At 63.5% G+C, this 23572-nt stretch carries 25 protein-coding genes and 2 tRNA genes; 15 read left to right on the top strand and 12 right to left on the bottom strand.

Annotation, left to right across the window (positions count from 1 at the left end; translation table 11 throughout):
• The first annotated feature begins 24 nt into the window (after positions 1 to 24).
• Entirely contained in the window at positions 25 to 1584 is a 1560-nt protein-coding gene (gene nifK / locus D3877_RS08120) for a nitrogenase molybdenum-iron protein subunit beta (protein WP_119830138.1), read from the top strand.
• A 130-nt stretch (positions 1585 to 1714) separates the two neighbouring features.
• Here nifK and D3877_RS08125 read toward each other — a convergent pair whose 3' ends face one another.
• Complete coding sequence (locus D3877_RS08125) at positions 1715 to 2206, bottom strand: hypothetical protein (RefSeq protein WP_119830139.1); 492 nt, start codon at positions 2204 to 2206, stop codon at positions 1715 to 1717.
• Between the two features lie 367 nt (positions 2207 to 2573).
• Here D3877_RS08125 and D3877_RS08130 point away from each other — a divergent pair, with 367 nt between their 5' ends.
• Complete coding sequence (locus D3877_RS08130; protein ID WP_119830866.1) at positions 2574 to 4064, top strand: methyl-accepting chemotaxis protein; 1491 nt, start codon at positions 2574 to 2576, stop codon at positions 4062 to 4064.
• A gap of 19 nt (positions 4065 to 4083) precedes the next feature.
• On the opposite strand, the gene D3877_RS08135 is transcribed toward D3877_RS08130, so the two are convergent.
• The 5 genes from D3877_RS08135 to D3877_RS08155 all read right to left on the bottom strand — a co-directional run bounded on the left by D3877_RS08135 (position 4084) and on the right by D3877_RS08155 (position 11068).
• Positions 4084 to 4803, bottom strand: coding sequence for a trimeric intracellular cation channel family protein (locus tag D3877_RS08135; RefSeq protein WP_158599810.1), 720 nt, complete (start codon positions 4801 to 4803; stop codon positions 4084 to 4086).
• Between the two features lie 96 nt (positions 4804 to 4899).
• Positions 4900 to 6453, bottom strand: coding sequence for a SpoVR family protein (locus tag D3877_RS08140; RefSeq protein ID WP_119830141.1), 1554 nt, complete (start codon positions 6451 to 6453; stop codon positions 4900 to 4902).
• 89 nt (positions 6454 to 6542) lie between these two features.
• Positions 6543 to 7835, bottom strand: coding sequence for a YeaH/YhbH family protein (locus D3877_RS08145; protein ID WP_119830142.1), 1293 nt, complete (start codon positions 7833 to 7835; stop codon positions 6543 to 6545).
• Between the two features lie 100 nt (positions 7836 to 7935).
• A complete protein-coding gene (locus D3877_RS08150; RefSeq protein WP_119830143.1) occupies positions 7936 to 9882 on the bottom strand; it encodes a PrkA family serine protein kinase in 1947 nt (648 codons plus the stop codon).
• A 781-nt stretch (positions 9883 to 10663) separates the two neighbouring features.
• A complete protein-coding gene (locus D3877_RS08155) occupies positions 10664 to 11068 on the bottom strand; it encodes a response regulator (RefSeq protein ID WP_119830144.1) in 405 nt (134 codons plus the stop codon).
• A 150-nt stretch (positions 11069 to 11218) separates the two neighbouring features.
• Between D3877_RS08155 and D3877_RS08160 the strand changes: the two genes are divergently transcribed.
• Positions 11219 to 12082: an NUDIX hydrolase gene (locus D3877_RS08160; RefSeq protein WP_119830145.1), complete on the top strand. Its 864-nt coding sequence runs from the start codon at positions 11219 to 11221 to the stop codon at positions 12080 to 12082.
• Between the two features lie 15 nt (positions 12083 to 12097).
• Here the strand turns inward: D3877_RS08160 and gluQRS are convergent, their stop codons facing one another.
• Positions 12098 to 12943: a tRNA glutamyl-Q(34) synthetase GluQRS gene (gluQRS, locus tag D3877_RS08165; RefSeq protein ID WP_119830146.1), complete on the bottom strand. Its 846-nt coding sequence runs from the start codon at positions 12941 to 12943 to the stop codon at positions 12098 to 12100.
• A 213-nt stretch (positions 12944 to 13156) separates the two neighbouring features.
• On the opposite strand from gluQRS, the gene D3877_RS08170 reads away from it, so the two are divergent.
• Entirely contained in the window at positions 13157 to 13720 is a 564-nt protein-coding gene (locus tag D3877_RS08170) for an HNH endonuclease (protein ID WP_119830147.1), read from the top strand.
• A gap of 27 nt (positions 13721 to 13747) precedes the next feature.
• Here D3877_RS08170 and D3877_RS08175 read toward each other — a convergent pair whose 3' ends face one another.
• Together D3877_RS08175 and D3877_RS08180 are read right to left on the bottom strand one after the other, a co-directional pair.
• Positions 13748 to 14287 (bottom strand): demethoxyubiquinone hydroxylase family protein, encoded by a 540-nt coding sequence (locus D3877_RS08175; protein WP_119830148.1) that lies wholly within the window; start codon positions 14285 to 14287, stop codon positions 13748 to 13750.
• Between the two features lie 35 nt (positions 14288 to 14322).
• Positions 14323 to 14853: a disulfide bond formation protein B gene (locus D3877_RS08180; protein WP_119830149.1), complete on the bottom strand. Its 531-nt coding sequence runs from the start codon at positions 14851 to 14853 to the stop codon at positions 14323 to 14325.
• A 194-nt stretch (positions 14854 to 15047) separates the two neighbouring features.
• Between D3877_RS08180 and D3877_RS08185 the strand changes: the two genes are divergently transcribed.
• A tRNA-Leu gene (locus tag D3877_RS08185) sits at positions 15048 to 15132 on the top strand.
• Positions 15133 to 15381: 249 nt separating this feature from the next.
• On the top strand, positions 15382 to 15741 hold the full coding sequence (locus tag D3877_RS08190) for a carboxymuconolactone decarboxylase family protein (protein WP_119830150.1): 360 nt from the start codon (positions 15382 to 15384) through the stop codon (positions 15739 to 15741).
• Positions 15742 to 15757: 16 nt separating this feature from the next.
• Here D3877_RS08190 and D3877_RS08195 read toward each other — a convergent pair.
• Positions 15758 to 15842: transfer RNA gene (locus D3877_RS08195), tRNA-Leu, on the bottom strand.
• A 174-nt stretch (positions 15843 to 16016) separates the two neighbouring features.
• On the opposite strand from D3877_RS08195, the gene D3877_RS30160 reads away from it, so the two are divergent.
• Positions 16017 to 16190 carry a hypothetical protein gene (locus tag D3877_RS30160; protein ID WP_199720721.1) on the top strand — a complete coding sequence of 58 codons (174 nt, stop codon included), beginning with the start codon at positions 16017 to 16019 and terminating at the stop codon, positions 16188 to 16190.
• Between the two features lie 17 nt (positions 16191 to 16207).
• Here the strand turns inward: D3877_RS30160 and D3877_RS08200 are convergent, their stop codons facing one another.
• Positions 16208 to 16453 carry a hypothetical protein gene (locus D3877_RS08200; protein WP_119830151.1) on the bottom strand — a complete coding sequence of 82 codons (246 nt, stop codon included), beginning with the start codon at positions 16451 to 16453 and terminating at the stop codon, positions 16208 to 16210.
• Positions 16454 to 16535: 82 nt separating this feature from the next.
• Positions 16536 to 17288: a competence/damage-inducible protein A gene (locus D3877_RS08205; protein ID WP_119830152.1), complete on the bottom strand. Its 753-nt coding sequence runs from the start codon at positions 17286 to 17288 to the stop codon at positions 16536 to 16538.
• Between the two features lie 131 nt (positions 17289 to 17419).
• Here D3877_RS08205 and sfsA point away from each other — a divergent pair, with 131 nt between their 5' ends.
• The 8 genes from sfsA (at position 17420) to D3877_RS08245 (ending at position 23521) form a co-directional block, all read left to right on the top strand.
• On the top strand, positions 17420 to 18142 hold the full coding sequence (gene sfsA, locus D3877_RS08210) for a DNA/RNA nuclease SfsA (protein ID WP_119830153.1): 723 nt from the start codon (positions 17420 to 17422) through the stop codon (positions 18140 to 18142).
• 56 nt (positions 18143 to 18198) lie between these two features.
• Positions 18199 to 19014, top strand: coding sequence for a type I methionyl aminopeptidase (gene map, locus D3877_RS08215; protein ID WP_119830154.1), 816 nt, complete (start codon positions 18199 to 18201; stop codon positions 19012 to 19014).
• Positions 19015 to 19200: 186 nt separating this feature from the next.
• Positions 19201 to 19872 carry a JAB domain-containing protein gene (locus tag D3877_RS08220; RefSeq protein ID WP_119830867.1) on the top strand — a complete coding sequence of 224 codons (672 nt, stop codon included), beginning with the start codon at positions 19201 to 19203 and terminating at the stop codon, positions 19870 to 19872.
• A gap of 119 nt (positions 19873 to 19991) precedes the next feature.
• A complete protein-coding gene (locus D3877_RS08225) occupies positions 19992 to 21233 on the top strand; it encodes a tyrosine-type recombinase/integrase (RefSeq protein ID WP_119830155.1) in 1242 nt (413 codons plus the stop codon).
• A gap of 59 nt (positions 21234 to 21292) precedes the next feature.
• Positions 21293 to 21433 (top strand): hypothetical protein, encoded by a 141-nt coding sequence (locus D3877_RS08230; protein ID WP_199720722.1) that lies wholly within the window; start codon positions 21293 to 21295, stop codon positions 21431 to 21433.
• Positions 21434 to 21556: 123 nt separating this feature from the next.
• Complete coding sequence (locus D3877_RS08235; protein ID WP_119830156.1) at positions 21557 to 22501, top strand: ArdC family protein; 945 nt, start codon at positions 21557 to 21559, stop codon at positions 22499 to 22501.
• Positions 22498 to 22875: a DUF2958 domain-containing protein gene (locus D3877_RS08240; RefSeq protein WP_119830157.1), complete on the top strand. Its 378-nt coding sequence runs from the start codon at positions 22498 to 22500 to the stop codon at positions 22873 to 22875. Before D3877_RS08235 ends, D3877_RS08240 begins: the two co-directional genes overlap by 4 nt.
• A 109-nt stretch (positions 22876 to 22984) precedes the next feature.
• Positions 22985 to 23521 carry a hypothetical protein gene (locus tag D3877_RS08245; RefSeq protein ID WP_119830158.1) on the top strand — a complete coding sequence of 179 codons (537 nt, stop codon included), beginning with the start codon at positions 22985 to 22987 and terminating at the stop codon, positions 23519 to 23521.
• Positions 23522 to 23572: the final 51 nt, after the last annotated feature.

Below are 23572 nucleotides of genomic sequence, written 5' to 3' on the forward strand. Positions count from 1 at the left end.
CCTCTGGAAAAGGAAACATTGACGATGACCGATAAAGTTTCGCAGAGCGCCGACAAGGTTCTCGATCACTACACGCTCTTCCGTCAGCCTGAATACAAGGCGATGTTCGAGCGCAAGAAGGCCGAGTTTGAATACGGCCATTCCGACGCCGAGGTCGCCCGGGTGTCCGAATGGACCAAGACGGAAGAGTACAAGGCCAAGAACTTCGCCCGTGAAGCCGTCGTCATCAACCCGACGAAGGCCTGCCAGCCGATCGGCGCGATGTTCGCCGCTCAAGGTTTTGAAGGCACCTTGCCGCTGGTCCATGGCTCGCAAGGCTGCGTCGCTTATTACCGCACCCATCTGACCCGCCATTTCAAGGAGCCGAATTCGGCGGTCTCCTCGTCGATGACGGAAGACGCGGCGGTGTTCGGCGGTCTGAACAACATGATCGACGGCCTGGCCAACGCCTATTCGCTGTACAAGCCGAAGATGATCGCCGTGCTGACCACCTGCATGGCCGAAGTCATCGGCGACGATCTCCAGGGCTTCATCGCCAACGCGAAGAAGAAGGAAAGCGTCCCGGAAGATTTCCCGGTGCCGTTCGCCCACACCCCGGCCTTCGTCGGCAGCCACATCGTCGGCTACGACAACATGATCAAGGGCGTCCTCACCTATTTCTGGGGCGCCGCCGAAAAATACGACACGCCGAAGAACGAGACGATCAACCTGATCCCCGGCTTTGACGGCTTCGCGGTCGGCAACAACCGCGAACTGAAGAAGATCGCCGGTCAGTTCGGCATCAACCTGCAAATCTTGTCGGACGTCTCCGACAACTTCGACACGCCGATGGACGGCGAGTACCGCATGTATGACGGCGGGACGAAGATCGAGGACGTGAAGGCGGCGGTCCATTCCAAGGCCACGCTCTCGATGCAGGAATACAACACGCCCCAGACCTTGCAGTTCATCAAGGAAAAGGGCCAGGACGTCGCCAAGTTCAACTACCCGATGGGCGTCACCGCCACCGACGAGCTGCTGATGAAGCTCGCCGAACTGTCGGGCAAGCCGGTGCCGGACTCCCTGCGGCTTGAGCGTGGCCGTCTGGTCGACGCCATCGCCGACAGCCACACCCACATGCACGGCAAGCGCTTCGCGGTCTATGGCGACCCGGATTTCTGCATCGGCATGTCCCGCTTCCTGCTGGAGCTGGGCGCCGAGCCGGTGCACATCCTGTCCACGTCAGGCTCGAAGAAGTGGGAGAAGCAGGTTCAGAAAATCCTGGACGCCTCGCCCTTCGGCGCGTCGGGCGCCGCCCATGGCGGCAAGGATCTGTGGCACCTGCGGTCGCTGATCTTCACCGACAAGGTCGATTACATCATCGGCAACAGCTACGGCAAATATCTGGAGCGTGACACCAAGATCCCGCTCATCCGCCTGACCTACCCGATCTTCGACCGTCACCACCACCACCGCTACCCGACCTGGGGCTATCAGGGCGCGCTGAACGTCCTGGTCCGCATCCTGGATCGGATTTTCGAGGACATCGACGCCAACACCAACATCGTTGGCGAGACCGATTACTCGTTCGACTTGATCCGCTGATCCGGTCGCCGTTCACCCGGCGGGACGGGGCGTCCATCCCCTTGATCCCGCCGGTTCCCTGCTGAAAACCGGGGGGCGCCTGTTGAAAAGGCGCTCCCCGGTCTTTTTGCGTGGAAACGCCCCATTGGCGCTACCGCACCAGAAAGCCGATCATCCGGTCGAGCGAGGCGTGCGCCTGATCGGCCCAATCCTGGCTGGTCAGATGAACCGGCATCGGCGGCAATTGGGTTGACACCACCCCACGCCCGCCCAGAACGGGCGCGACGCGCAGCAGCAGGCGCGGATTTCGCCCCCCCGGATCCGCGCGCATCTCCATGCTGACCAGCAGCACCGGATAGGTTGGCGGCTCCATCGCTTCGTCGCGAAAATCAAGACGCGCCACGCTTCGCCCAGCCCCGGCCCAACGCTCGACCAGCGCCACCGCATCGGCGCAGATGCCCTCCGTCGGAACCGGAACGTCGAGTTCCTCTGGATTTACCAGGTGGCAAGCAACCCCGACACGCGGCGTCTCATCGCTCAGCAAGGGGGCCGACGCCGCCGGAGCGGTGCAGCCCAGCATCAACAGCCACGCCGCCCCGCGCAGCGCGTGAACGGCCCAAGCCGTCCGCTTGGGGCCAGTCATCCATCCACCCGTCATCATTCCACGTCCTGGTCACGGCGCGCACGCCCTCTCGCTCTGATACGCAAGAGCCGCTTCCGTCCAGCGCGTCGCGCATTTTGCGGTGCAGAATCAATTTTCTCGAATATCTGCAATGGACGCCCTCAATCAAAACACCATTGATGAAAAACAAACTTCGGATACAATAATGACTTCACCAACAAACGGCTCTTACTTTGCTTCTCACTTTGCAATTTGCCTCTCAAAATGAGAATCTTGAGTTCCTTCAATGTTGGTATTTATCCTTATTGCATCAAGTCATGCCTCGTGCTTTTATAAGCGGACATTAAGGACACAAACCATGCTTTGGGGAAGAGGAGTGATCAGCGCCATGTTCGGATTCACCAAATCAGTGACGGGCGCCCCATCCGACGCCCTTGCCACCCTGTCCGCATTGGATCGTTCGCAAGCGGTGATCGAGTTCAAGCCGGACGGCACAATCCTGACCGCCAACCAGAATTTCCTCAGCGCCATGGGTTACGCGTTGACGGAGATTCAGGGCAAGCACCACAGCCTGTTCATGGAGCCGAGCGCCCGCGACAGCCAGGATTACCGCGATTTTTGGAACCGGCTGAAGCGCGGCGAGTTTCAGGCCGGGCTGTTCAAGCGCATCGACAAGAACGGCAAAGAAATCTGGCTTGAAGCCTCCTACAACCCGATCCTCGACAAAGCGGGTCAGGTCATCAAGGTCGTCAAATTCGCCTCCGACGTTACCAAACGGCAAACCGAACACGCCGATCTGCTGGGCAAGGTGAACGCCATTCAAAATTCCCAGGCGGTCATCGAATTCAAGCTGGACGGCACCGTCATCACGGCGAACGAGAATTTCCTGAGCGTGCTTGGCTACAGCCTCGGCGAGATTCAGGGGCGCCATCACAGCATGTTCGTCGAACCGGCGGAGCGTGACGCCGTGGCCTACCGCCAGTTCTGGGAAAAACTCAATCGCGGCGAGTTCCAGGCCGCCCAGTACAAGCGGATCGGCAAGAACGGCAAAATCGTCTGGATCCAGGCGTCCTACAACCCGATCCTCGATTTGAACGGCAAGCCCTGCAAGGTCATCAAATTCGCCACCGACATCACCGCCCAGGTCGCTCTACTCGATCAGTTGAAGCGGATGATCGACACCAACTTCGCTGAAATCGAAGGGGCGCTCGACTCCGCCCGCCATCAGGCCAACGAGGCGTCCAACGCGTCGGGCCTCACCCAATCCACCGTGCAGACGGTGGCCGCCAGTTCCGAGGAATTGGCGGCGTCGGCCAAGGAAATCGCCGACAGCATGGCGCGCTCCCAGCAGGCCGCCGACACCGCCTATCGCGAAACCGAAAACGCCGACCGGGCCGCCGGGCGGCTGACCGAAGTGGCCAAGGCGATGGGCGGCATCGTCGATCTGATCCGCTCCATCGCCGGGCAGATCAACCTGCTGGCGCTGAACGCCACCATCGAAGCCGCGCGCGCCGGTGAAGCGGGCCGGGGATTCGCCGTGGTCGCCACCGAGGTGAAAAACCTCGCCAACCAATCGGCCAACGCCACCGCCCAGATCTCCAAGGAAATCGACGGCATGCAAAGCGTGTCGACCGACGTGGTGGCGTCGCTGGGCACGATCCGGCAGGCCATGACCAATCTGCGGGAGTTCGTCACCGTCACCGCCGGCGCGGTGGAGGAGCAAAGCGCCGTCACCGGCGACATGTCCCTCAACATGCAAAGCGCCTCGGCCTCCGTCGGCGCCGTCGATCAAAGCATCGGCGCGATCAGTTCGGCGATCACCCAGGTCTCCAACGCGGTCGCCCAAACCAAAGAGGCCGCCCACGTCCTGGCCCGCTGAGCGTCCGAGAAAGGATCGCTCAGAACATCGGCGCGCGAAGGTCCCGGCTGTAGCACCACAAACGCGCGGTCGGGACCGCGACCATCACCGCCGCCACGCCATAACCGACCATCCAACCCGGCGCGTAAAGCACCAGCAACGACAAGGCCAAGCCCGCCGCCATGGCGATTTCTGCGTAGAGACTGCCTTTCAGGATGGGGTTGTGGGCGTCCGCCCGGACCACGTCGCGCAGGATGGCCCCCAAACTGGCGTTCATCATGGCGAAGGTCGGTCCCCACAGCTCCAGCGGGTGGCAGTTGAACTGCACGGCGGTGAAGACGCCGGTCACGGTGAAGCTGGCCAAGCCGACCGCGTCGAACAGCACCAGCAAGGTGCTTGGCTTCAGCCGCCGCGTCGCGTGCAGATACCAGCGCACAATGTCAAAAAAGAACAGCCAACGTCCGCGCGCCAGATCAATCAGCCACAGGACCGCGCGCGCGGCGAGCACCGTCAGGATGATGGCCTGCATGTAGGCCGGTTGTTCCAAAATGCCCGGCGGGTTGCGCCCGGCGATCACATCCATCACCAGCCCGCCGCCCAGCGCGGGCAGCCACGCCAGCATCAGGGCGCCGAAGATTGAATAGCGCTCCGCCCGCGCGATGGTGATGCCCGACAGGGCGAAGGCCACGGTTCCCATCAGGTCGAGGAACAGAAACCATGGCGCGTTGACCAATTCGCCGAACGACGCTGACGCCCCCATCGCGGCACACTCTCCCCCAGACCGAATGTCCATGGGAGTTGCCGGGTTTTTCGACGGCGCGTCAAGCTGTTGTGATGATTGGCCTCCTCGGCGCCCCTACCCCGCCACCCCGCTGGGCGCCGTCACCGCGTGTTCCTTCAATATGGCTTCGGACACCGACGAGACTTCGACCAACTGGACCTCGTAGCCCCAGAGGTTGGCGATGTGGCGCAGCACCGCCTTGGCGTCGCTTTCGTCCAGCAACACGCCGTTGGTGACGCGGTGGTGCAGGATCAGCTTGCGGTCGCCCGCCAGATCGACGTCCACAATCTGGATGTCCGGTTCCAGGAAACCCAAATCATACTGCCGCGCCAGCATCTTGCGGATGGAGCGGTAGCCGCGTTCGTTGTGGATGTGATCGACCAGCAGATAGGGATCTTCGGCGTCGTCATGCACGCTGAACAGCTTCAGCTTCCGCATCAGATGCGGGCTGAGATATTGCAGGATGAAGCTCTCGTCACGGAAATTGGCCCAGGCCTCGCGCACCGCCGCCATGCCGTCGCCCTTCCCGGCCAGATCGGGGAACCATTGCCGGTCCTCCGCCGTCGGTTTTTCGGCGATGCGGACGATGTCCTGCATCATGGCGAAGCCCAGCGCGTAGGGGTTCAGACCAGAGAACCGCTTGTCGTCAAACTCCGGCTGGAACACCACGGAGGTGTGGGAGTGCAGGAACTCCAGAAACGCCCCTTCGCTGATCTGCCCGGTTTCGTGCAAACGGGTCATGATCTGGTAATGGACGAAGGTGGCGCAGCCCTCGTTCATCACCTTGGTCTGTTTCTGCGGGTAGAAATATTGCGCGATGTGACGGACGATGCGCAGCAGCTCGCGCTGCCAATGCTCCAGACGCGGCGCCTTTTTTTCCAGGAAATAGAGGATGTTCTCCTCCGGCAGACCCAGCATTTTCTTGCGCTCCGACACCGATTTGGGCGCGCGCTGACCGGCGACGGGCTTGGGCACCGTGCGCCAGAGGTCGTTGAAGGTCTGCTCCTGATACTCCTGCCGCTCGCGCTCGCGCTTCTGCTCCAACCGCAGATCCAACGTGCGCTTCTTCGGGTATTTGTGGACACCCTGGCTCATCAGCGCGTGGGCGGCGTCCAGCACCCGCTCCACCGCCGCGTGGCCGTGGCGCTCCTCGCACTGGTTGATGTAAGCCTTGGCGAATTCCAGATAGTCGAGGATGCCCTCGGCGTCCGTCCATTGCTGGAACAGTTGGTTGTTCTTGAAAAAATGATTGTGGCCGAAGGCGGCGTGGGCGATCACCAGCGTCTGCATCGTCATGGTGTTTTCTTCCATGATGTAGCTGATGCAGGGGCTGGAGTTGATGACGATCTCATAGGCCAGACCGCGATAGCCCTTGCGGTAGAGCATCTCATCGCGGGCGAAATGCTTGCCGAAGGACCAATGCTTGTACATCAGCGGCATGCCGATGGACGAATAGGCGTCCAGCATCTGTTCGGCGGTGATGACCTCGATCTGATTGGGGTAGACGTCAAGCCCCATCTCGCTCAGCGCGATGTGTTCGATGGCGTCGTAGACGCGCTTGACCTTGTCGTAATCCCAATCGACGCCGTCATAGAGCAGCGTGTCCGGTTTGGTGATGACAGCCGTCATTCTCGACCCTCCTCCGTGTTCGTCGCGGCCCGCGCGTTCGTCACGGATCCTGTTCAGGCGATGATGCTCCAGGCGGATGGCGCCGCGCGTCAGGCGCCGACCTTGTCGCGGGCGAAGAGGTCGCGGAAGACCGGGAAGATCTCCCGGCGCGAGCGCACCCGCCGCATGGCCAGCGGGCGATCCGGCCCCTGCGCCTGCTTGTAGGTCCGCCACAGCTCCGTCTCGCGGCCCAGCGCCGACAGGCCCATGTTGTGCTCCGCCGCCACCTCGATGTAGGCGAAATACTGGCAGAGCGGCAAAATGGCGTCGCGCAGCAGGCCCACCGATTTGGCGTTGTCCGACGACATGTTGTCGCCGTCCGAGGCTTGCGCGGCGTAGATGTTCCAGTCGGCGGCCGGGTAACGGTCCTCGATCACCTTGCGCATTTCCTCCAGCGCGGTGGACACCACCGTGCCGCCGGTTTCCGCCGAATAGAAGAAGGTTTCCTCGTCCACCTCCTTGGCCTCGTGGGTGTGGCGGATGAACACGATGTCCACCGCCCCATAACGACGCTTCAGGAACAGGAACAGCAGCATGAAAAAGCGCTTGGCCAGATCCTTCATATGCTCGGTCATCGACCCGGACACGTCCATCAGGCAGAACATCACCGCCTGGGCGATGGGCTTCGGCACCGAATCGAAGCGGTTGTAACGGACGTCGATGGGGTCGATGAAGGGGATGCGTTTGGAGCGCAGGATCTGCCGTTCCAACTGCTCGCGCAACGCCTGGATCTGCTCCAGATCCTCGCCGGCCTCTTCGGCCTCCTTCAGCAGCGCCTGAAGCTCTTGAATTTCGGCGGGTTTCGGGCGACGCAGGGCGATGCGGCGGGACAGGCTGTTCCGCATGGTCCGCACAAGGCTGAGATTGGCGGGCGATCCCGACACCGAATAACCGGCCCGCGTCAGCGTGTGCGATTCGCTCTGTTTGACCTTTTGCTTCACCAGATCGGGAAGCTCCAAATCCTCCAAGAAGATGTCGAGAAACTCGTCGCGCGACAGGACGAAGCGGAAATCATCCTCGCCCTCGCCGTCGGCGCTGCCCTCGGCGCCGCGCCCGCCGCCGCCGCCGTCCGGGCGCTGGATGGTGTCGCCCTCGACATACTCCTTGTTGCCGGGAACGACGTAATCGCGCACGCCGCCGGAGCCGGATCGGTGGAAGGAGGGTTCGCGCACGCCGCCGGCGGCGATCGTCACCTTCTCGCCATTTTCGATGTCCGTGATGCCGCGCTTGCCCGAAGCGTCGCGCACCGCCTTAATCACTTGCTCCTTCGCACGCCGCAAGAAACGCTGGCGGTTGGCCAGACTCTTGCCCTGCGGGTTCAGGCGACGGTCGATGATGTTCATCAAGGGACTGGCCCTCCCACCCGTTGCTTCACGCACCCTTGTTCATGTGGGGGGCGGCGGGGGAGGCGCAACCATTCCCCCGCCGCGATCCCGCAACCGCTCAGCCCGCCTGCTTGACCCGCATGTACCATTCGACCAGACGGCGCACCTGCCGTTCGGTGTAGCCGCGCGAGGTCATGCGGGAGACGAACTCGGTGTGCTTCTTCTCCGTCTCGCCGTCTTTCTTCGAGCCGAAGCTGATGACCGGCAGCAGATCCTCGACCTGGCTGAACATCCGCTTTTCGATCACCTCGCGGATCTTCTCATAGGACGTCCAGGACGGGTTGCGCCCGGAATTGGCCGCCCGCGCCCGCAGGGCGAATTTGACCACCTCGTTGCGGAAATCCTTCGGGTTGGCGATCCCGGCGGGCTTCTCGATCTTGGTCAATTCCTGATTCAACAGCTCGCGGTTCATCAACTGGCCGGTGTCGGGATCCTTGAAATCCTGATCCTCGATCCAGGCGTCGGCGTAATCGACGTAGCGGTCGAACAGATTCTGGCCGTAATCCGAATAGCTTTCCAGATAGGCTTTCTGGATTTCATTGCCGATGAATTCGGCGTAGCGCGGCGCCAGTTCAGCCTTGATGAACTCGACGTATTTCTTCTCCATCTCCTCCGGGAACTGTTCGCGCTTGATCGACTGCTCCAGCACATACATCAGATGCACGGGGTCGGCGGAAATTTCGGTGGAATCATAGTTGAAGGTGGATGCGAGAACCTTGAAGGCGAAGCGGGTGGAAATCCCGCCCATGCCTTCGTCCACCCCGGCCTGATCCTTGTACTCCTGCATGGATTTGGCTTTGGGGTCGGTTTCCTTGACGCTTTCGCCGTCATAGACCCGCATCTTGGAATAATAGCTGGAGTTCGGATGCTCGCGCAGCCGCGACAGAACCGAGAAGCGGGCCAGCATCTCCAAGGTCGAGGGCGCGCAGGGCGCCGTCGCCAGATCGGACCCCTGCACCAGCTTGTCGTAAATCTTCAACTCTTCCTGCACGCGCAGGCAGTAAGGCACCTTGATGACGCAAATGCGGTCGATGAAGGCTTCGTTGTTCTTGTTGTTCTTGAAGGCCTGCCACTCCGACTCGTTGGAGTGGGCGAGGATGACGCCCTGATAGGGGATGGCGCCGATGTTTTCCGACCCGACATAGTTGCTTTCCTGCGTCGCCGTCAGCAACGGGTGCAGCATCTTGATCGGCGCCTTGAACATCTCGACGAACTCCAGCAACCCCTGGGTCGCCCGGTTCAGGCCGCCGGAGAAGCTGTAGGCGTCAGGGTCGTTCTGGCTGAAAATCTCCAGCTTGCGGATGTCCACCTTGCCGACCAGCGAGGAGATATCCTGGTTGTTCTCGTCGCCCGGCTCGGTCTTGGTCACGCCGATCTGGCGCAGCTTGCTGGGGTGCAGCTTGACCACCTTGAAGCGGGAGATGTCGCCGCCGAACTCGTCCAGCCGCTTGACCGCCCACGGACTCATCAACCCGGTCAGGCGGCGGCGCGGAATGTTGAAGCGGTCTTCCAGCGCCTCGCCCATGTCCTCGGGGCTGAACAGGCCAAGCGGGCTTTCAAAGATCGGGCTGATCTCCTTCCCGGCCTTCAGGACATAGATCGGGCATTTCTCCATCAGCGTCTTCAAACGCTCGGCCAGAGAGGATTTGCCGCCGCCGACCGGACCCAGCAGATACAGGATCTGCTTGCGCTCCTCCAAACCCTGGGCGGCGTGGCGGAAGAAACCGACGATGCGTTCGATCGTCTCCTCCATGCCGTAGAATTCGGAGAAGGCCGGGTAGACCTTGATGGTTCGGTTCATGAAGATCTTGCCAAACCGGGGGTCACGGGCGGTGTCGACCACCTCCGGTTCGCCAATCGCCGACAGCAGCCGCTCGGCCGCCGTCGCGTAGGCCATCGGATCGTCGCGGCAGATCTGGAGATAATCCGTCAGGGACATCTCGGTCTCGCGGCGACCTTCATAGGATTGCGCGTAGCGCGTGAACAGTTCGTCAGCCGGGAACATTGGTCGCTCCGTCTTATCTGATCCGATGCGTCAAGCCGTCGGCGGACCCGAACGGCCATGGCGGCTTTCGCCGCAGTCCATGGAACAAGCCAAGAGGCAACACGGGGCGCTGTGGGCCATGCCCCGCTCACCGGAAAAAGTCGGCGCCGAGATCCGATGGGAAACCATCCCGGCCCGGCGATGCCCCGAGTCAGCGGAGGTTGCCCAGAATCTTAAACTGTGGGGACGCCCGCCCGATTCCAAGAGGCGGGCCGCAAAACGGCAAGAGATCCCGCGCGCTACAGTTTTTGGTTGAAAAACAACAAGATCGGCAGGGTTTTGGTGTGTGTCACGGAGTTGACCGGCGGCGGCGTCAAACGCCCGTCCAGTCAGAACATGTTGCCCGGCGCGGATCGACTGGGCGTCCGTGTTCACGCCATAGCCCCCCTCAAGGTTGTTGTCCCGCAAAACCGACTGTGTCGCTGTGGTTACACCTGACTCTGCGCTGCAATGATTAACAAAAACTCGTTTTCTCGCTGCGGCTTGCCCCGATCACCACGCTGTCGCCATGACGACGCAAGAGCTTGCCCAAGACGAGTGGGCCTGCGCGACGCCTGCCCTTGTGGTCGATGGTGCGGCCCAATTCCCAACCCGCCAAGCTGGAAATTGCGACACGGCAAGGCGCGGACACCGAAAAGCGGCCTCCATCAACCATCAAAAATGTGATAAATCAACAACTTGGCAGTCTTGCCACAGGGCGGCAAAAAAAATGCAACAGCCCTGCCCTAAAAGGCTCCAGCGCTCAAGCGATGGCGGACAACCGCTCGTTCAGCACGCGGCGCAATGTGTCCGGCGTGGCTGGCTTCGCCAGAATCGCATCGGCGCCGCTGGCCTCCGCCTCGGCCAGACGATCCTGATCGGCGCGGTTGGTCATGAAGACAACGGGAAGAACGCGGCGACGCGGGTCCGAACTGCCTCGCAGGCTGCGGACGAAACCAAAGCCGTCCATCGGCTGCATCTCAACGTCGCACAAGATCAAGTCCGGCGCGTGGGCGTCCACGGCGGCCAGTCCGCTTTCGCCATCGGCCGCCTGATGAACCGCCGCGACGCCCAAGCCGGTCAACATGCGGACCAGGACCATGCGGGTGAAGGATTCATCCTCGATCACCAGCACCGACACACCGTTCAACGCATCACCCGCCGCCATGACGTCGCCCTTTCCACAGCGGATCGTTTGCGCACCGCCCGCGTTTTTTCTGTGTACGATGGCACTTTTGTTCATGCAAGCGATTCGCAAGAAAAGATCGCTTGATCGTCGAACCGTTGCGCTTGGGCAGCGGACGGGGTTAGATCCGTTATGAGCTTTCTTGACCACATCCGCGCCTGCAACGCGCATGACCTGTCCGGGTTCCGCCGCTTTGAACTGGACGGGCAGCCTGTCGGCTGGATCCGCCACACGCTGGCCGACGATCTGGCCGCCGCCCTGCCCGGTTTCGTCATCACCCCACACCGCTTGACCATGGCCCCGGAGATCACGGGTTTCGCCGCGCGCTCCGCCCTGCTCGACCGCGCCGCCCGGCGATTGGTGGAACAGGGCGTCATTTCCCCGCTGCGCGGCGAGCATTATCCGGTGGGAACCGGCTGGGGCGTTCCGCCGCTGGCCCAGTTGGACCGGGCGGCGGTGGCGGTCTTTGGCACGGAATCCTATGGGCTGCACGTCAACGGCTTCGTGCGCGGCGATGACGGCGGCCTGTCGCTGTGGATCGCCACCCGCGCCCGCGACCGCGCCATCGCGCCCGGCGAATACGACAACATGGTGGCGGGTGGTCAGCCCATCGGCCTGTCGTTGGCCGACAATCTGCTGAAAGAGGCGCAGGAGGAGGCTGGGCTGGACGCCGCGCTGGTCCGCCGCGCCACGCCGGTCGGCGCCCTGCGCTATTGCCTGGAAACCCCCGAAGGTCTGAAGCGCGACCGCCTGTTCCTCTATGATCTGGAGCTTCCCCGCGACGTCGTCCCGGTCAACACCGATGGCGAGGTTGAATCCTTCGCCCTGTGGCCGGTGGAGCGGGTGGCCGAATCGGTGCGGACCACGCAGAGCTGGAAGTTCAACGTCACTCTAGTAATCGTCGATTTCCTGATCCGCCATGGTTGTTTGACCCCGGACAACGAACCCGACTATCTGGCGATCATCGACGCTCTGCACCCGCCGCCGCCCGCCTGATTCAGCTGGGAAGCATTACGCGGGAAAGCCCGCCATCGCCCGCACCGCCGCCGGGCTGTGGCCCTCCTCGCGCAGGGAGCGCAGGGATTGCGCGCGGTCGCGCTTGGCCAACCGCTCGCCCGCCGCGTTGCGCAGCAGCGGGTGATGGTGGTGGTCGGGCGGATCGAAGCCGAACAGCGCCTGCAACAGCCGATGCAGGTGGGTGGCAAAAAACAGATCGGCGCCCCGCGTCACCAGCGTCACCCCCTGCCGATGGTCGTCCAGCGTGACGCTGAGATGGTAGCTGGTCGGCGTGTCCTTGCGCGCCAGCACCACATCGCCCAACAGCGCCGGAGTCGCCTCCTGCCAACCTTCGGCGCGGTCGTGCCAGCGCAACGGCCCGGTGAGCTTTTGCGCCGCCGCCACGTCGAGTCGCCACGCCCAGCCTTCCCCCGCCGCCATCCGCGCCGCTCGTTGGTCGTCGGACAGCGCCCGGCAGGTTCCGGGATAGAGCGGCCCATCGGGGCCGTGCGGGGCTGCCCCCGCCCGCGCGATCTCGGCGGCGATGTCCTTGCGGGTGCAGAAACAGGGGTAAACCACGCCCATCGCCTGCAACCGCGCCAGCCCGGCGCGGTACTCCTCCAGATGCTCGGACTGGCGGCGCGGCGGCCCATCCCAATCCAGGCCAAGCCACGCCAGATCCTCGATCAGGTCGCGCTCAAAGGCCGGGCGGCAGCGGTTGGGGTCGATGTCCTCAATGCGCAGCAGGAACCGCCCGCCCGCCGACCGCGCCGCCGTCCAACCGAACAGGGCGGAATGGGCGTGGCCCAGATGCAGATGCCCGGTGGGGCTGGGGGCGAAGCGGGTGACGAGAGCGCTCATGCCCGGCTTTATACCCAGCCGCCGCCGCGATGCCCATAGGGACAAAAAGGTTACACGACCGTGAAGTTTGTCGCCAACAACACCCCAGCGTGTTGTGCCGCCCCGTTCAATCCACTATATCTGTGATGGTCCTGACGCGGCGATTCGGCGGCGGCGGGGCAGAGCAGATTTAAGATCCCGCAAGACTGGGATCCTGTGACGAGGGAGTGGCCGTTGGTTCCACCACCCAATCATTGTCCGGCTCTGGTGCTGAACGCGGATTTCCGTCCGCTCAGCTACTTTCCCTTGTCGCTGTGGTCCTGGCAGGAAACGGTCAAGGCGGTGTTTCTGGAGCGGGTGAACATCGTCTCGCACTATGACCGCGTGGTGCGCTCCCCCAACTCCGAATTCCGCCTGCCCAGCGTCATTTCCTTAAAAGAATTCGTTCCGGCGAGCCGTCGTCCCGCCTTCACCCGCTTCAACGTGTTCCTGCGCGACCGTTTCACCTGCCAATATTGCGGGCGACCTTTCCCGACTCACGAATTGACCTTTGACCATGTGATCCCGCGTTCGCGCGGCGGGCGGACGACCTGGCAGAACGTCATCACCTCCTGCTCCGCCTGCAATCTGGCCAAGGGCAACCAGATGCCGCAGGTTTGCGGCATGGTTCCGCTCAGTCCGCCCTTCCAGCCCAGCGCGCACGAATTGCAAGAAAACGGACGAGCCTTCCCGCCAAACTTCCTTCACGAAAGTTGGCGGGATTTTCTTTATTGGGACACCGAACTGGATCCGTTGTGAGTGGTCGGGCTGGGCGCGCGCGCCGCGTCACACCCGCTCGGCCACCCAGATGACGGCCTTGGTTCCGGCCTTGATCGCGGCGGACAGGACCGGATAGGCCGGGGCCTGTTCAGCCTCGTTGGCGAGACCGATGTCGCGGTGCTCGACCTCTTCGGCCTGGAACACGCGGATGCTGTCGGCCAGTTCCGCTTCGTCGGGGCCGAGATGCTTCAACTGCTCTTCGTAATGGCCCTCGATCACCTCTTCGACGGCGACGGTGCAGGCCATCGCCGCGCGCTCGCCCAACAGCGCCGTGCCGGCGCCCAGCAAAAAGCCGGTGAGATGCCACAGCGGTTGCAGCAGCGTCGGGCGCACCTTGCGGGCGTTGAGCTGCTTTTCAAAATATTGCAGATGGACCAGCTCCTGGTCGGCCATGTGGCGCAGCGTCTTGCCGTGCCGCCCCTTGCCCAGAACGGAAATCTGCCCTTCGTAAATGCGCTTGGCCCCATATTCTCCGGCGTGGTCGACACGGACCATACGGGCCAGACGTTGGCGCGGCGTCGGATCGCCGGGAAGCGACCCAACCATACGGGGCGCGGGGGAGTTCAGCGTGGTGGATTCGGTCACAATGCGGTCCTCGACACCGGGGTGCGGGTGTAAGCGACGCGGGCCGCGACAAAGGCGAACACGGCCAGCCCCAACGAGATGACCACGTTGTAACCCGCCATGGAAACCCCGAAGAGCGACCACGCCACTTCGTCGCAGCGGGTGACGGGCGCGGCCATCACCTGGGCGCGCAACGCTTCCAGCGAGTTCGCCACCACCGTTCCGCCACCGCAGGACGAGGTTCCGGCCCACCAATGCTGTTCCACCCCGACGTGATAGGCGGCGATGCCCGATCCGGCCAGCAGGGCCAGCCCGCTCGCCACCAGCAGCGCGTCGCCCAGCCCCTTCCATTGGCGGAAGACCAGCGCGGCGATGGAGAAGACCACCACCGCCACATAGGGCCAGCGTTGCAGGATGCACAGCACGCAAGGCTGGTAATCCAGCACGAACTGAAAGAACAGCGCCGAGGCCAACACGCCGACGCTGGCCAGCGCCAGCAGAATCGTCGGAAGGCGCGGATCGTCAAGGGAATGAGGGATCGTCTTCATGCCCGACAGAGTAGCGCGCAGCGGCGCGTTCGACCAGCGGTCCGCAACGCGCGCGCCCCACTTGCTGCGGCATGGCTGGGACGCCGCCGACGTCAGGGAATAGATGGGCGCGTTTCATCGTCGCCGCCTTTGGTGTTTGAGACGCAAATTTACCCTTTGCGTTTTCCCGCGAGTGCGCTAGAAGGAGCGCCGTTGCGGGCGTGGTGGAACTGGTAGACGCGCCGGACTCAAAATCCGGTTCCGAAAGGAGTGTCGGTTCGATTCCGACCGCCCGCACCACCTTCTTCTGAATGATCGTTTGATCGAAACGGCTTCGCCGACTGGCCCCAACGGGTTGGTCGATGGCGGGCCGTTTGGCGTTTTGAGCCTTTTCCAATCACCCTTCATCGCATCACCGCGCAAAACCGGCGAGACCCCGTGTCGGGCAAGGCGCACTCTGCCCTTGACCTATTCATTAGAAAATACTAATTTGTAGACCAACGAGACCGCAAGGCGGCCTCTCCGCCGATCACAGAAGGATGAAGGTTCATGCACAAGAATTGGCCGCAAATGGCGGGTGAGTTGTCCGGCGCCATCCGCGATCTGCGCGGCGGCGCGCCCGAGGTGATGAAGGCCTTTTCCGGCATGGCGCAAGCCGCGCTGAAGGCCAACGCGCTCGACACCAAAACCAAGGAATTGCTCGCGCTGGGCATCGCCGTCGCCATCCGCTGCGACGGCTGCGTCGCCTTCCACGCCGAAGCCGCCCTGAAGCAAGGGGCCAGCCGCGACGAGGTGATGGAAACGATGGGCATGGCCATCTACATGGGCGCCGGCCCGTCGGTGATGTACGCCGCCCAAGCGGTCGAGGCCTTCGACCAATACGCGGCCAAGGCCAAGGATGCGACCTGACGCCAAATCCTGAAGTTGGTGCGGGCGGCGGGACTCGAACCCGCATGCCTAACGGCGAGGGATTTTAAGTCCCTAGCGTCTACCTGTTTCGCCACGCCCGCGCCTGTCGACGGATCACCGGGCGCTTGCCCGCCGGGGTTGAACACAGACGTGTGCAACGCGCCGTCCCGTCGCCATGACTTAGACAATCGCAGGGGGGCCGGTCAAGCCCCCTGCGCATCCCGCCGATCATTCCCATATGGGTGGGGTTGCAACCCTGGGCATGGGCATTTCGTATGGAAACGGTTGATTGGCTGTCGTTGACCGCGTTGGCGATGGTCGCCGTCCTGGTCGTTCCGGGCGCGCTGCGCCACAACCGGGGCGTCGTTCTGCGCAACGCCGCCCTGTGGTTGGCGGTGATCGTCGCGCTGGTTTGGGGGTATGAGCGGTTCGGACCCTTCGGCTTCTGAAACGACGCCCGTCCCGCTCAGGGCCGGGTGTCCTCGTTCAACGTCATGATGCCGATTCCCATGGCGACGCTGCCGAAGGTCAGCATCAGGCTGGCGTACAGCATGACGACCGCCTCCACCGCGTAATCGCTGCTGCCGATCAACGTCGCCAAATGGGCGACGTCGAACCACAGCAAACCGCTGCCCAGAACCACGGCCCCGGCGAGGCCCGCGACCAGATGGCGCAGCAGGAACAGGATGGCGGCTTTTTCAAACGGTTTCATGGCGTGGTTCGTCACGGCGGCGGCCTTTGCATCAGCAACAACATAGAGGGAGAGTCGGGGCGGGCAAGCCGCCCCGCGCGAATCATCCCTTGGTTCCGACGGTGACGTTCGGGGTTCCGCCCAGGCGGCGGACGATCTCCGCCAACTCATCGGCGGCGGCGATCACCTCCGCCTCGTCGGCGCCGCGCAGCACCAGACTGACGCCGAAATAGCCGGAGCGGAAATAGGGGTAGCTGCCGATCTCCAGGTTCGGATGACGGTCTTGCAGGGCGCTGAGATCGGCGGCGATGACGCCCTCCCCTAACTCGCAGGCCACGGTGCGGGCGTGCAGCTCCGGCCCGCCGACCAGACGCGGCAGCACGCCGTCCAACATGGCCCGCATGATGTTCGGCACCCCGGCCATGACGAAGACGTTGCCGATTTGGAAGCCCGGCGCCTGGCTGATCGGGTTGTCGATCAGGATTCCGCCCGCTGGGATGTTGGCCATGCGCAAGCGCGCCTCGTTCAACTGACCGGCGGCGTAATGGCGCTCCAGCCGGGCCACGGCCTCCGGGTTGCGTTCGAGTTCCACGCCAAACGCCTTGGCGACGCAGGCCGACGTGATGTCGTCGTGGGTCGGCCCGATGCCGCCGGTGGTGAAGACGTAATCATACCGGGCGCGCAGCGCGTTCACCGCCGCGATGACCTCCTCCTCGATGTCCGGCACGACGCGGGCTTCGCGCAGGCGGACGCCGATTCCCGACAGGGTTTCGGCGATGTGGCCAAGGTTGGCGTCCTTGGTTCGGCCCGACAGGATTTCATTGCCGATGACGAGGACGGCGGCGGTGGGGTTCATCGAAACTCTCTCCGGGCTATGTGGGGGCCGGGCTGTGACATGGGGCCGGGCTGTGTGGCGCGGGGCCGGGCTGCGGCGCGGGGATGGGGCTTGCGCAAGGCGGTCGGCTGCGGTTAGCGTCGCGCGACACGATGCGCTTTCCGACCCCTCTTCTTCAAGGCCGACTGATCCGGCGTTACAAGCGTTTCCTCGCCGACGTCGATGTCGGCGGCGAGACGATGACGGTTCACGTCCCCAACTCCGGCAGCATGATCGGGTTGGACGAGCCGGGATCGCGGGTCTGGCTGTCGCGCTCCGACAATCCCAAGCGCAAGCTGGCCTGCACGCTGGAGCTGATCGAACCCAGCCCCGCCTGGGGCGCCGGGCTGGTCGGCGTCAACACCGGCCATCCCAACGCGCTGGCCGCCGCCGCCATCGCCGCCGGGACCATCCCGGAATTGGCGGGCTACGCCCGGCTGCGGCGCGAGGTAAAATACGGCGTCAACTCCCGCATCGACCTGCTGCTGGAGGACGAGTCCCGCCCGCCCTGTTACGTCGAGATCAAGAACGTCCATCTGCGCCGCCCGGATCGCGGCGACGGGCTGGCCGCCGAATTTCCCGATTGCGTCACCACGCGCGGGGCCAAGCATCTGGCCGAGCTGTCGGCGATGGTGGCGCAGGGCTGCCGCGCCGTGATGCTCTATCTGGTCCAGCGCACGGATTGCGCCCATTTCAGCACGGCGCGGGATCTGGACCCCGCCTATGATGCGGGCCTGCGCCGGGCGTTGGATTCCGGGGTCGAGGCGCTGTGTTGGTCTTGCGCAATCACGCCGGACGCGATTGAATTGGATCGCCCGTTGCCGCTGCGGCTATAGGCCGCATATCTCTTCATCACTTGCGATCGCTTGGTCTTGCTTGGGGGCTTACCGTCTTGGAACACAACAACGTCGAACCCAACCGCGTGCGGCTGCATGGCCCGGAAGGCTTCGAGGGCATGCGCAAGGCCGGTCGTCTGGCCGCTTTGACGCTGGATTTCATTGGCCCCTATGTCCAGCCGGGCGTGACCACCGGCGAGCTTGACCGGATTCTCGAACAGTTCATCCGCGACCATGGCGCGATCCCGGCCCCGCTGGGCTATCGCGGCTTCCCGCGCGCCAACTGCATTTCGGTCAACCACGTCGTCTGTCACGGCATCCCCGGCGACAAGCGGTTGGTCGATGGCGACGTGCTGAACATCGACGTCACCCCCATCGTCGATGGCTGGTACGGCGATTCCAGCCGGATGTATCTGTGCGGAAACGTCGGGGTGAAGGCGCGCAAGCTGATCGACGTCACGTATGAATCGCTGATGCTGGGCATCGCCGTCGTCAAGCCCGGCGCGACGCTGGGCGACGTCGGCCATGCCATCCAAAGCCACGCCGAGGCAAACCGCTTTTCCATCGTGCGCGATTTTTGCGGCCATGGTCTGGGCCGCGTCTTCCACGAGCCGCCCTCCGTCCTGCATTTCGGCAAGCCGGGCGAAGGCGTCGTGCTGCGCGAGGGCATGATCTTCACCATCGAGCCGATGCTGAACGCCGGTCGGCCCGACGTGAAGATCCTCAGCGACGGCTGGACCGCCGTGACCAAGGACAAATCCCTGTCCGCCCAGTTCGAGCATTCCATCGGCGTGACCGCTGCCGGGGCGGAGATCTTCACTCTCTCCCCCGCCGGTCACACCAAACCGCCCTACCCCGAGGCGGACGCCTGAGCCACCACTCTTTTTGCGAGCGCGCCATCTGGGCGCGCTCGCATCAAAGCCGTATAGTGGTCGCCACACGAACCTATGGCGATTGGGGCGATGGCGGCGGGCAAGGCGAACAAGAGCGGAGCGGGAAAGCGCGCGACCGGCGGCGGTCTGGACGACGCCGGAATCGTGCCGGATCTGTTGTCGGACATGGACGCGCGGGCGTCAGCCACCGCCACAGTCCAACCAACGCCCACAGACACCGACGACGAACCCCACCACACCGGCCACCGCGAGCGTCTGCGCAGCCGTTTCCTGGATCGGGGCGCCGACGCGTTGGCGGATTATGAACTGCTGGAAATGGCCCTGTTCGCCGCCATACCACGCTGTGACGTCAAGCCATTGGCCAAGACGCTGATTCAGGCCTTTGGCGATTTGTGGGGCGTGGTCAACGCCCCGCCCGAACGGTTGCGTGGGTTTAAGGTCGGCAAGGCGTCGATGAACAGCGACAACGCGGTCGCCACGGTGCGGGTGATCGGCGCGGCGGCCTTGCGGGCGATGCAGCAGCGGGTGATCGACCGCCCGGTGTTGGCCTCGTGGCAGGCTCTGTTGGATTACTGCGCGGCGGCGATGGCGCATGAGCCGACCGAACAATTCCGCCTGCTGTTCCTCGACCGCAAAAACATCCTGATCGCCGACGAGGTGCAGCAGCGCGGCACCGTGGACCACACCCCGGTTTACCCGCGCGAGGTGGTCAAACGCGGGCTGGAGCTGTCGGCCAGTTCGGTGATTTTGGTCCACAACCATCCCACTTTGCCTTTTCGATCACGTTCAATCACGCCACATCACCTTGAAACACAAGATCTTTTAGGCTTGTCGTAGAGTCGGTCATTATGGCATATTGGGGTCGGTTTTAAGGGGATTGAGGCCCTTTTTAACCCCAGTCGCCGACCCCACGAACCCGTCGAGCGACCCCAGTTGGAAGCCGATGGAGAACTCCAGTGCCAAGCCTTACAGATGGAGAAATTCGCCGAGCCCTGAAGCAGGTGGAAACGACCGGCAAGCAGCTCAGCCTTGTCGATGGCGAGGGTCACGGAACCGGTCGGCTGGTCCTCGTGATGAAGCCCATGCCTACGCGCGTGACCGCAGACTGGATGGCGCAGCAATGGCGCGATGAGAAGCGCCTCAAGAAGAAGCTCGGCTCGTATCCCTCGATGCCCCTCAGCAAGGCCCGCGAGATATTCAACCGCGACTTCGCGGATCTGATCCAGAAAGGCCGTAGCATCAAGATTGCCGGCGACACGCGACCGGGAACCATCGCCGACCTCTTCGAGGCGTATGTCGCCTACCTCAAGGAGGGTGGGAAGTCGTCTTGGAAGGAGGCGGAAAAGGGCCTCAACAAGATCGCCGATACGCTCGGACGCAACCGCCCGGCCCGCGATATCGAACCGGATGAGATCACAGCGATCATTCGCCCCATCTATGAGCGCGGCAAGCGTTCAATGGCCGATCATGTGCGCAGCTACATTCGATCCGCGTTTAGCTGGGGCCTGAAATCCGAGCACGACTACCGCTCCACCGCCGCGCGTCGCTTCCGGCTGACCTACAACCCCGCCGCCGGCATACCGACCGAACCCAAGACCATCGGAACACGCTGGTTGAGCGAGGAAGAGTTCGTTCGGCTCTATCGTTGGCTCGAATGCCCCGACACCCCGATTCATCCCTCCTATGCCCGCGCTGTCCAAATCATCATGCTGACCGGCCAACGGGTCGAGGAAATCGCTCGTCTGCATGTCGATCAATGGGACGCTAAGGAACGAATCATCGACTGGACCAAGACCAAAAACCTTCAGCCGCACGCTGTTCCAGTGCCCTCGTTGGCTGCCGAACTGATCGAGTCGATTATACCGAACGAACATGGCTGGTTCTTCCCCTCCGCCAAAGACCCGTCGAAGCCCGTCAGCCACGGCACCCTCTACAGCTTCATCTGGCGCCAACGGGATCGCGGGGTGATCCCCCATGCGACCAACCGCGACCTCCGTCGCACCTTCAAGACCCTGGCCGGCAAGGCGGGCGTCCCGAAAGAGATCCGCGACCGCCTCCAGAACCACGCCTTGCAGGACGTCAGCTCCAAGCACTACGATCGCTGGAACTACATGGTGGAAAAGCGCGCCGGCATGGCGAAATGGGACAAGCTCGTCCGCGCCATGCTCGCAAAGAAGCGCCTGAAAACGGCGGCATGAGCCTCCGCCATACCATAGGGCAATCTGGAGTTGCCCTGGAAAGTGGAGAGGGGTTGCCAATGATCGGCAAGCTGCTGGGACACACCCAGATCCAGACGACCGCCCGCTATACCCATTTGGCGGACGATCCGATCAAAGCCGCCGCGACCCGCATTTCCGGCAGGCTCGCCGCCGCGTTGGGAAACCCAGAAGGGTCATGAGCGTGGCCGCACCCTTCGCGCCGGATCCGTGTGACCGAAGGGAGTGAGAGGACGGATGGGATTCCCGTGACGGGTTGAGAGCCGGGGGAGAGGCTTCCGGCGCCTGTCGCGGAGGTTCCCGCCATGTCCAGACCATCCGCCCCGCCCGGCGCCGACCGGGCGAGCCTGTACGATGACATCACCAGCACGATCATCGCCCAGTTGGAGGGCGGCTGCGTGCCCTGGGTTCAGCCCTGGGGGACGGCGGCGGCGAAAGCGCCGCTCGCCATGCCGAAGAACGCCAGCACCGGACGCTGTTATTCCGGGATCAACGTGCTGATCCTGTGGGGCGCGGTCATCCAGCACGGCTTTCCGGCCCAGACTTGGTTGACCTTCCGCCAAGCCTTGTCGTTGGGCGGCGCCGTCCGCAAGGGCGAACGCGGCGTCACCGTCGTCTACGCCGACCGCTTCATTCCCGACGACGAGAAAAAGCGGGCGCGCGACACCGGGGACGATCCCCAGACGATCCCGTTTCTGAAACGCTTCACCGTCTTCAACACCGCCCAGTGCGATGGGCTGCCGAACGGCCTCGCCGCCATCGTTCCGCCTCCCCCGCCGGGCCTGATCGAACCCACCATGGACGCCCTGATCCGGGCTGCCGGCATCGAGGTTCGCATCGGCGGCGACCGCGCCTTTTATGCCCCTGCTGGCGACTATGTGCAGGTCCCGCCGCCGCAAGCGTATTTTGAGCCGATCAACTGGAGCCGAACGGCGCTCCATGAATTGGGCCATGCGTCCGGCGCGCGACACCGCCTGAACCGCGATCTCTCCGGGTCGTTTGGCTCGAAAAAATATGCTTTCGAGGAGCTGGTCGCGGAGATCAACGCCGCCTTCTGTTGCGCCGCGCTGGGCATCGTGCCGACCGTGCGTCACGCCGACTACATCGGGGCGTGGCTGGATGTGCTGCGCGAGGACAGCCGGGCGATCATCCGCGCCGCCTCCCAGGCCAGCAAGGCGGCGGACTATCTGCTCGGCTTCTTGCCGGAAACCGGCGTCGGGGTCCCGCTGGAACATGGGAGGGCGGCATGATCCTCATCACCGATGATCTGCGCGACCGGCTCCTGGCCAACGGCCTTCAGCCCGACACCGACCATGTCCCGGTGGTGAAGCTCTTCAACCCGATGGGAGCGGCGACCTGGCTGGCGACCGAACTCGACCAGGACGGCGACACCCTGTTTGGCCTCGCCGACCTCGGGATCGGTTGCCCGGAACTCGGCGTCTTCCGCCTGTCGGAACTGGCGGCGCTCCGCCTGCCCTTCGGGCTGGGGATCGAACGCGACATCCTGTTCGAGGCGACCCACCCGCTGTCCGTCTATGCCGACGCCGCCCATCAGGTCGGCAGCATCATGGGCGGCATAGGCCTGCTCACCAAAGCGGACGGCTTCCGTCGAGGAGATCGATGATGCGCTTTCCCCGTTGGTCCGCAGCATTCGCCGAAGACGACACGGCGCGCAAACGCGCCGCCTTTCCCACCCAACCCTCGATCCCCGCTCCGCTCAAGGAGACATCACGATGACCGACGCAAAGCGCTACGCCGTCGAATGTTATGGCGGTGGCGAGGGGCTTGGCGCTCCGGCCCTGGCGGTGTTCGACCTTGATCGGGAAACCGCCGCCTTCATCGTCACGATGGCCCGCCTGATTAGGCAACACCAGATCCACAAAATCGAACGGTACGATTTCCGGGTCTGGTACTTCGAGACCGACCCCCGCGACCATCTCGACGATCCACAGCGGACGGCGGCGGACGCTGATCCGAACCTGATCGACCTGCGGAACGACGACCAAACCCTGATGCGGTCGGAGGCTGACCGGCTTTGCGTCACGGCGGATCGTTTCCGCTTCCTGACCTATCGAAAGCACTGCGGCGAAGAAATCGAAACGGCGGGACAGTCAATCGCCACCTTGGCCGCCCATTTCGACATCCCCTGGGAGTTCGGCAACCCGGATGGCCACCTTCATCCCAAGCACGGCGACGAGGGGCTTGCCGCTCAGGACGGCGGCGTGCTGGAGACCAACGCCCAGGACTCGCTTCACACCCTGCGGAGCTGACGGAGGGCGGAGCCGATCACCAGGTTCCTTTTCCGTGCTTCCGTCCATCCG

This window comes from Azospirillum cavernae (assembly GCF_003590795.1).
Lineage (GTDB): Bacteria > Pseudomonadota > Alphaproteobacteria > Azospirillales > Azospirillaceae > Azospirillum > Azospirillum cavernae.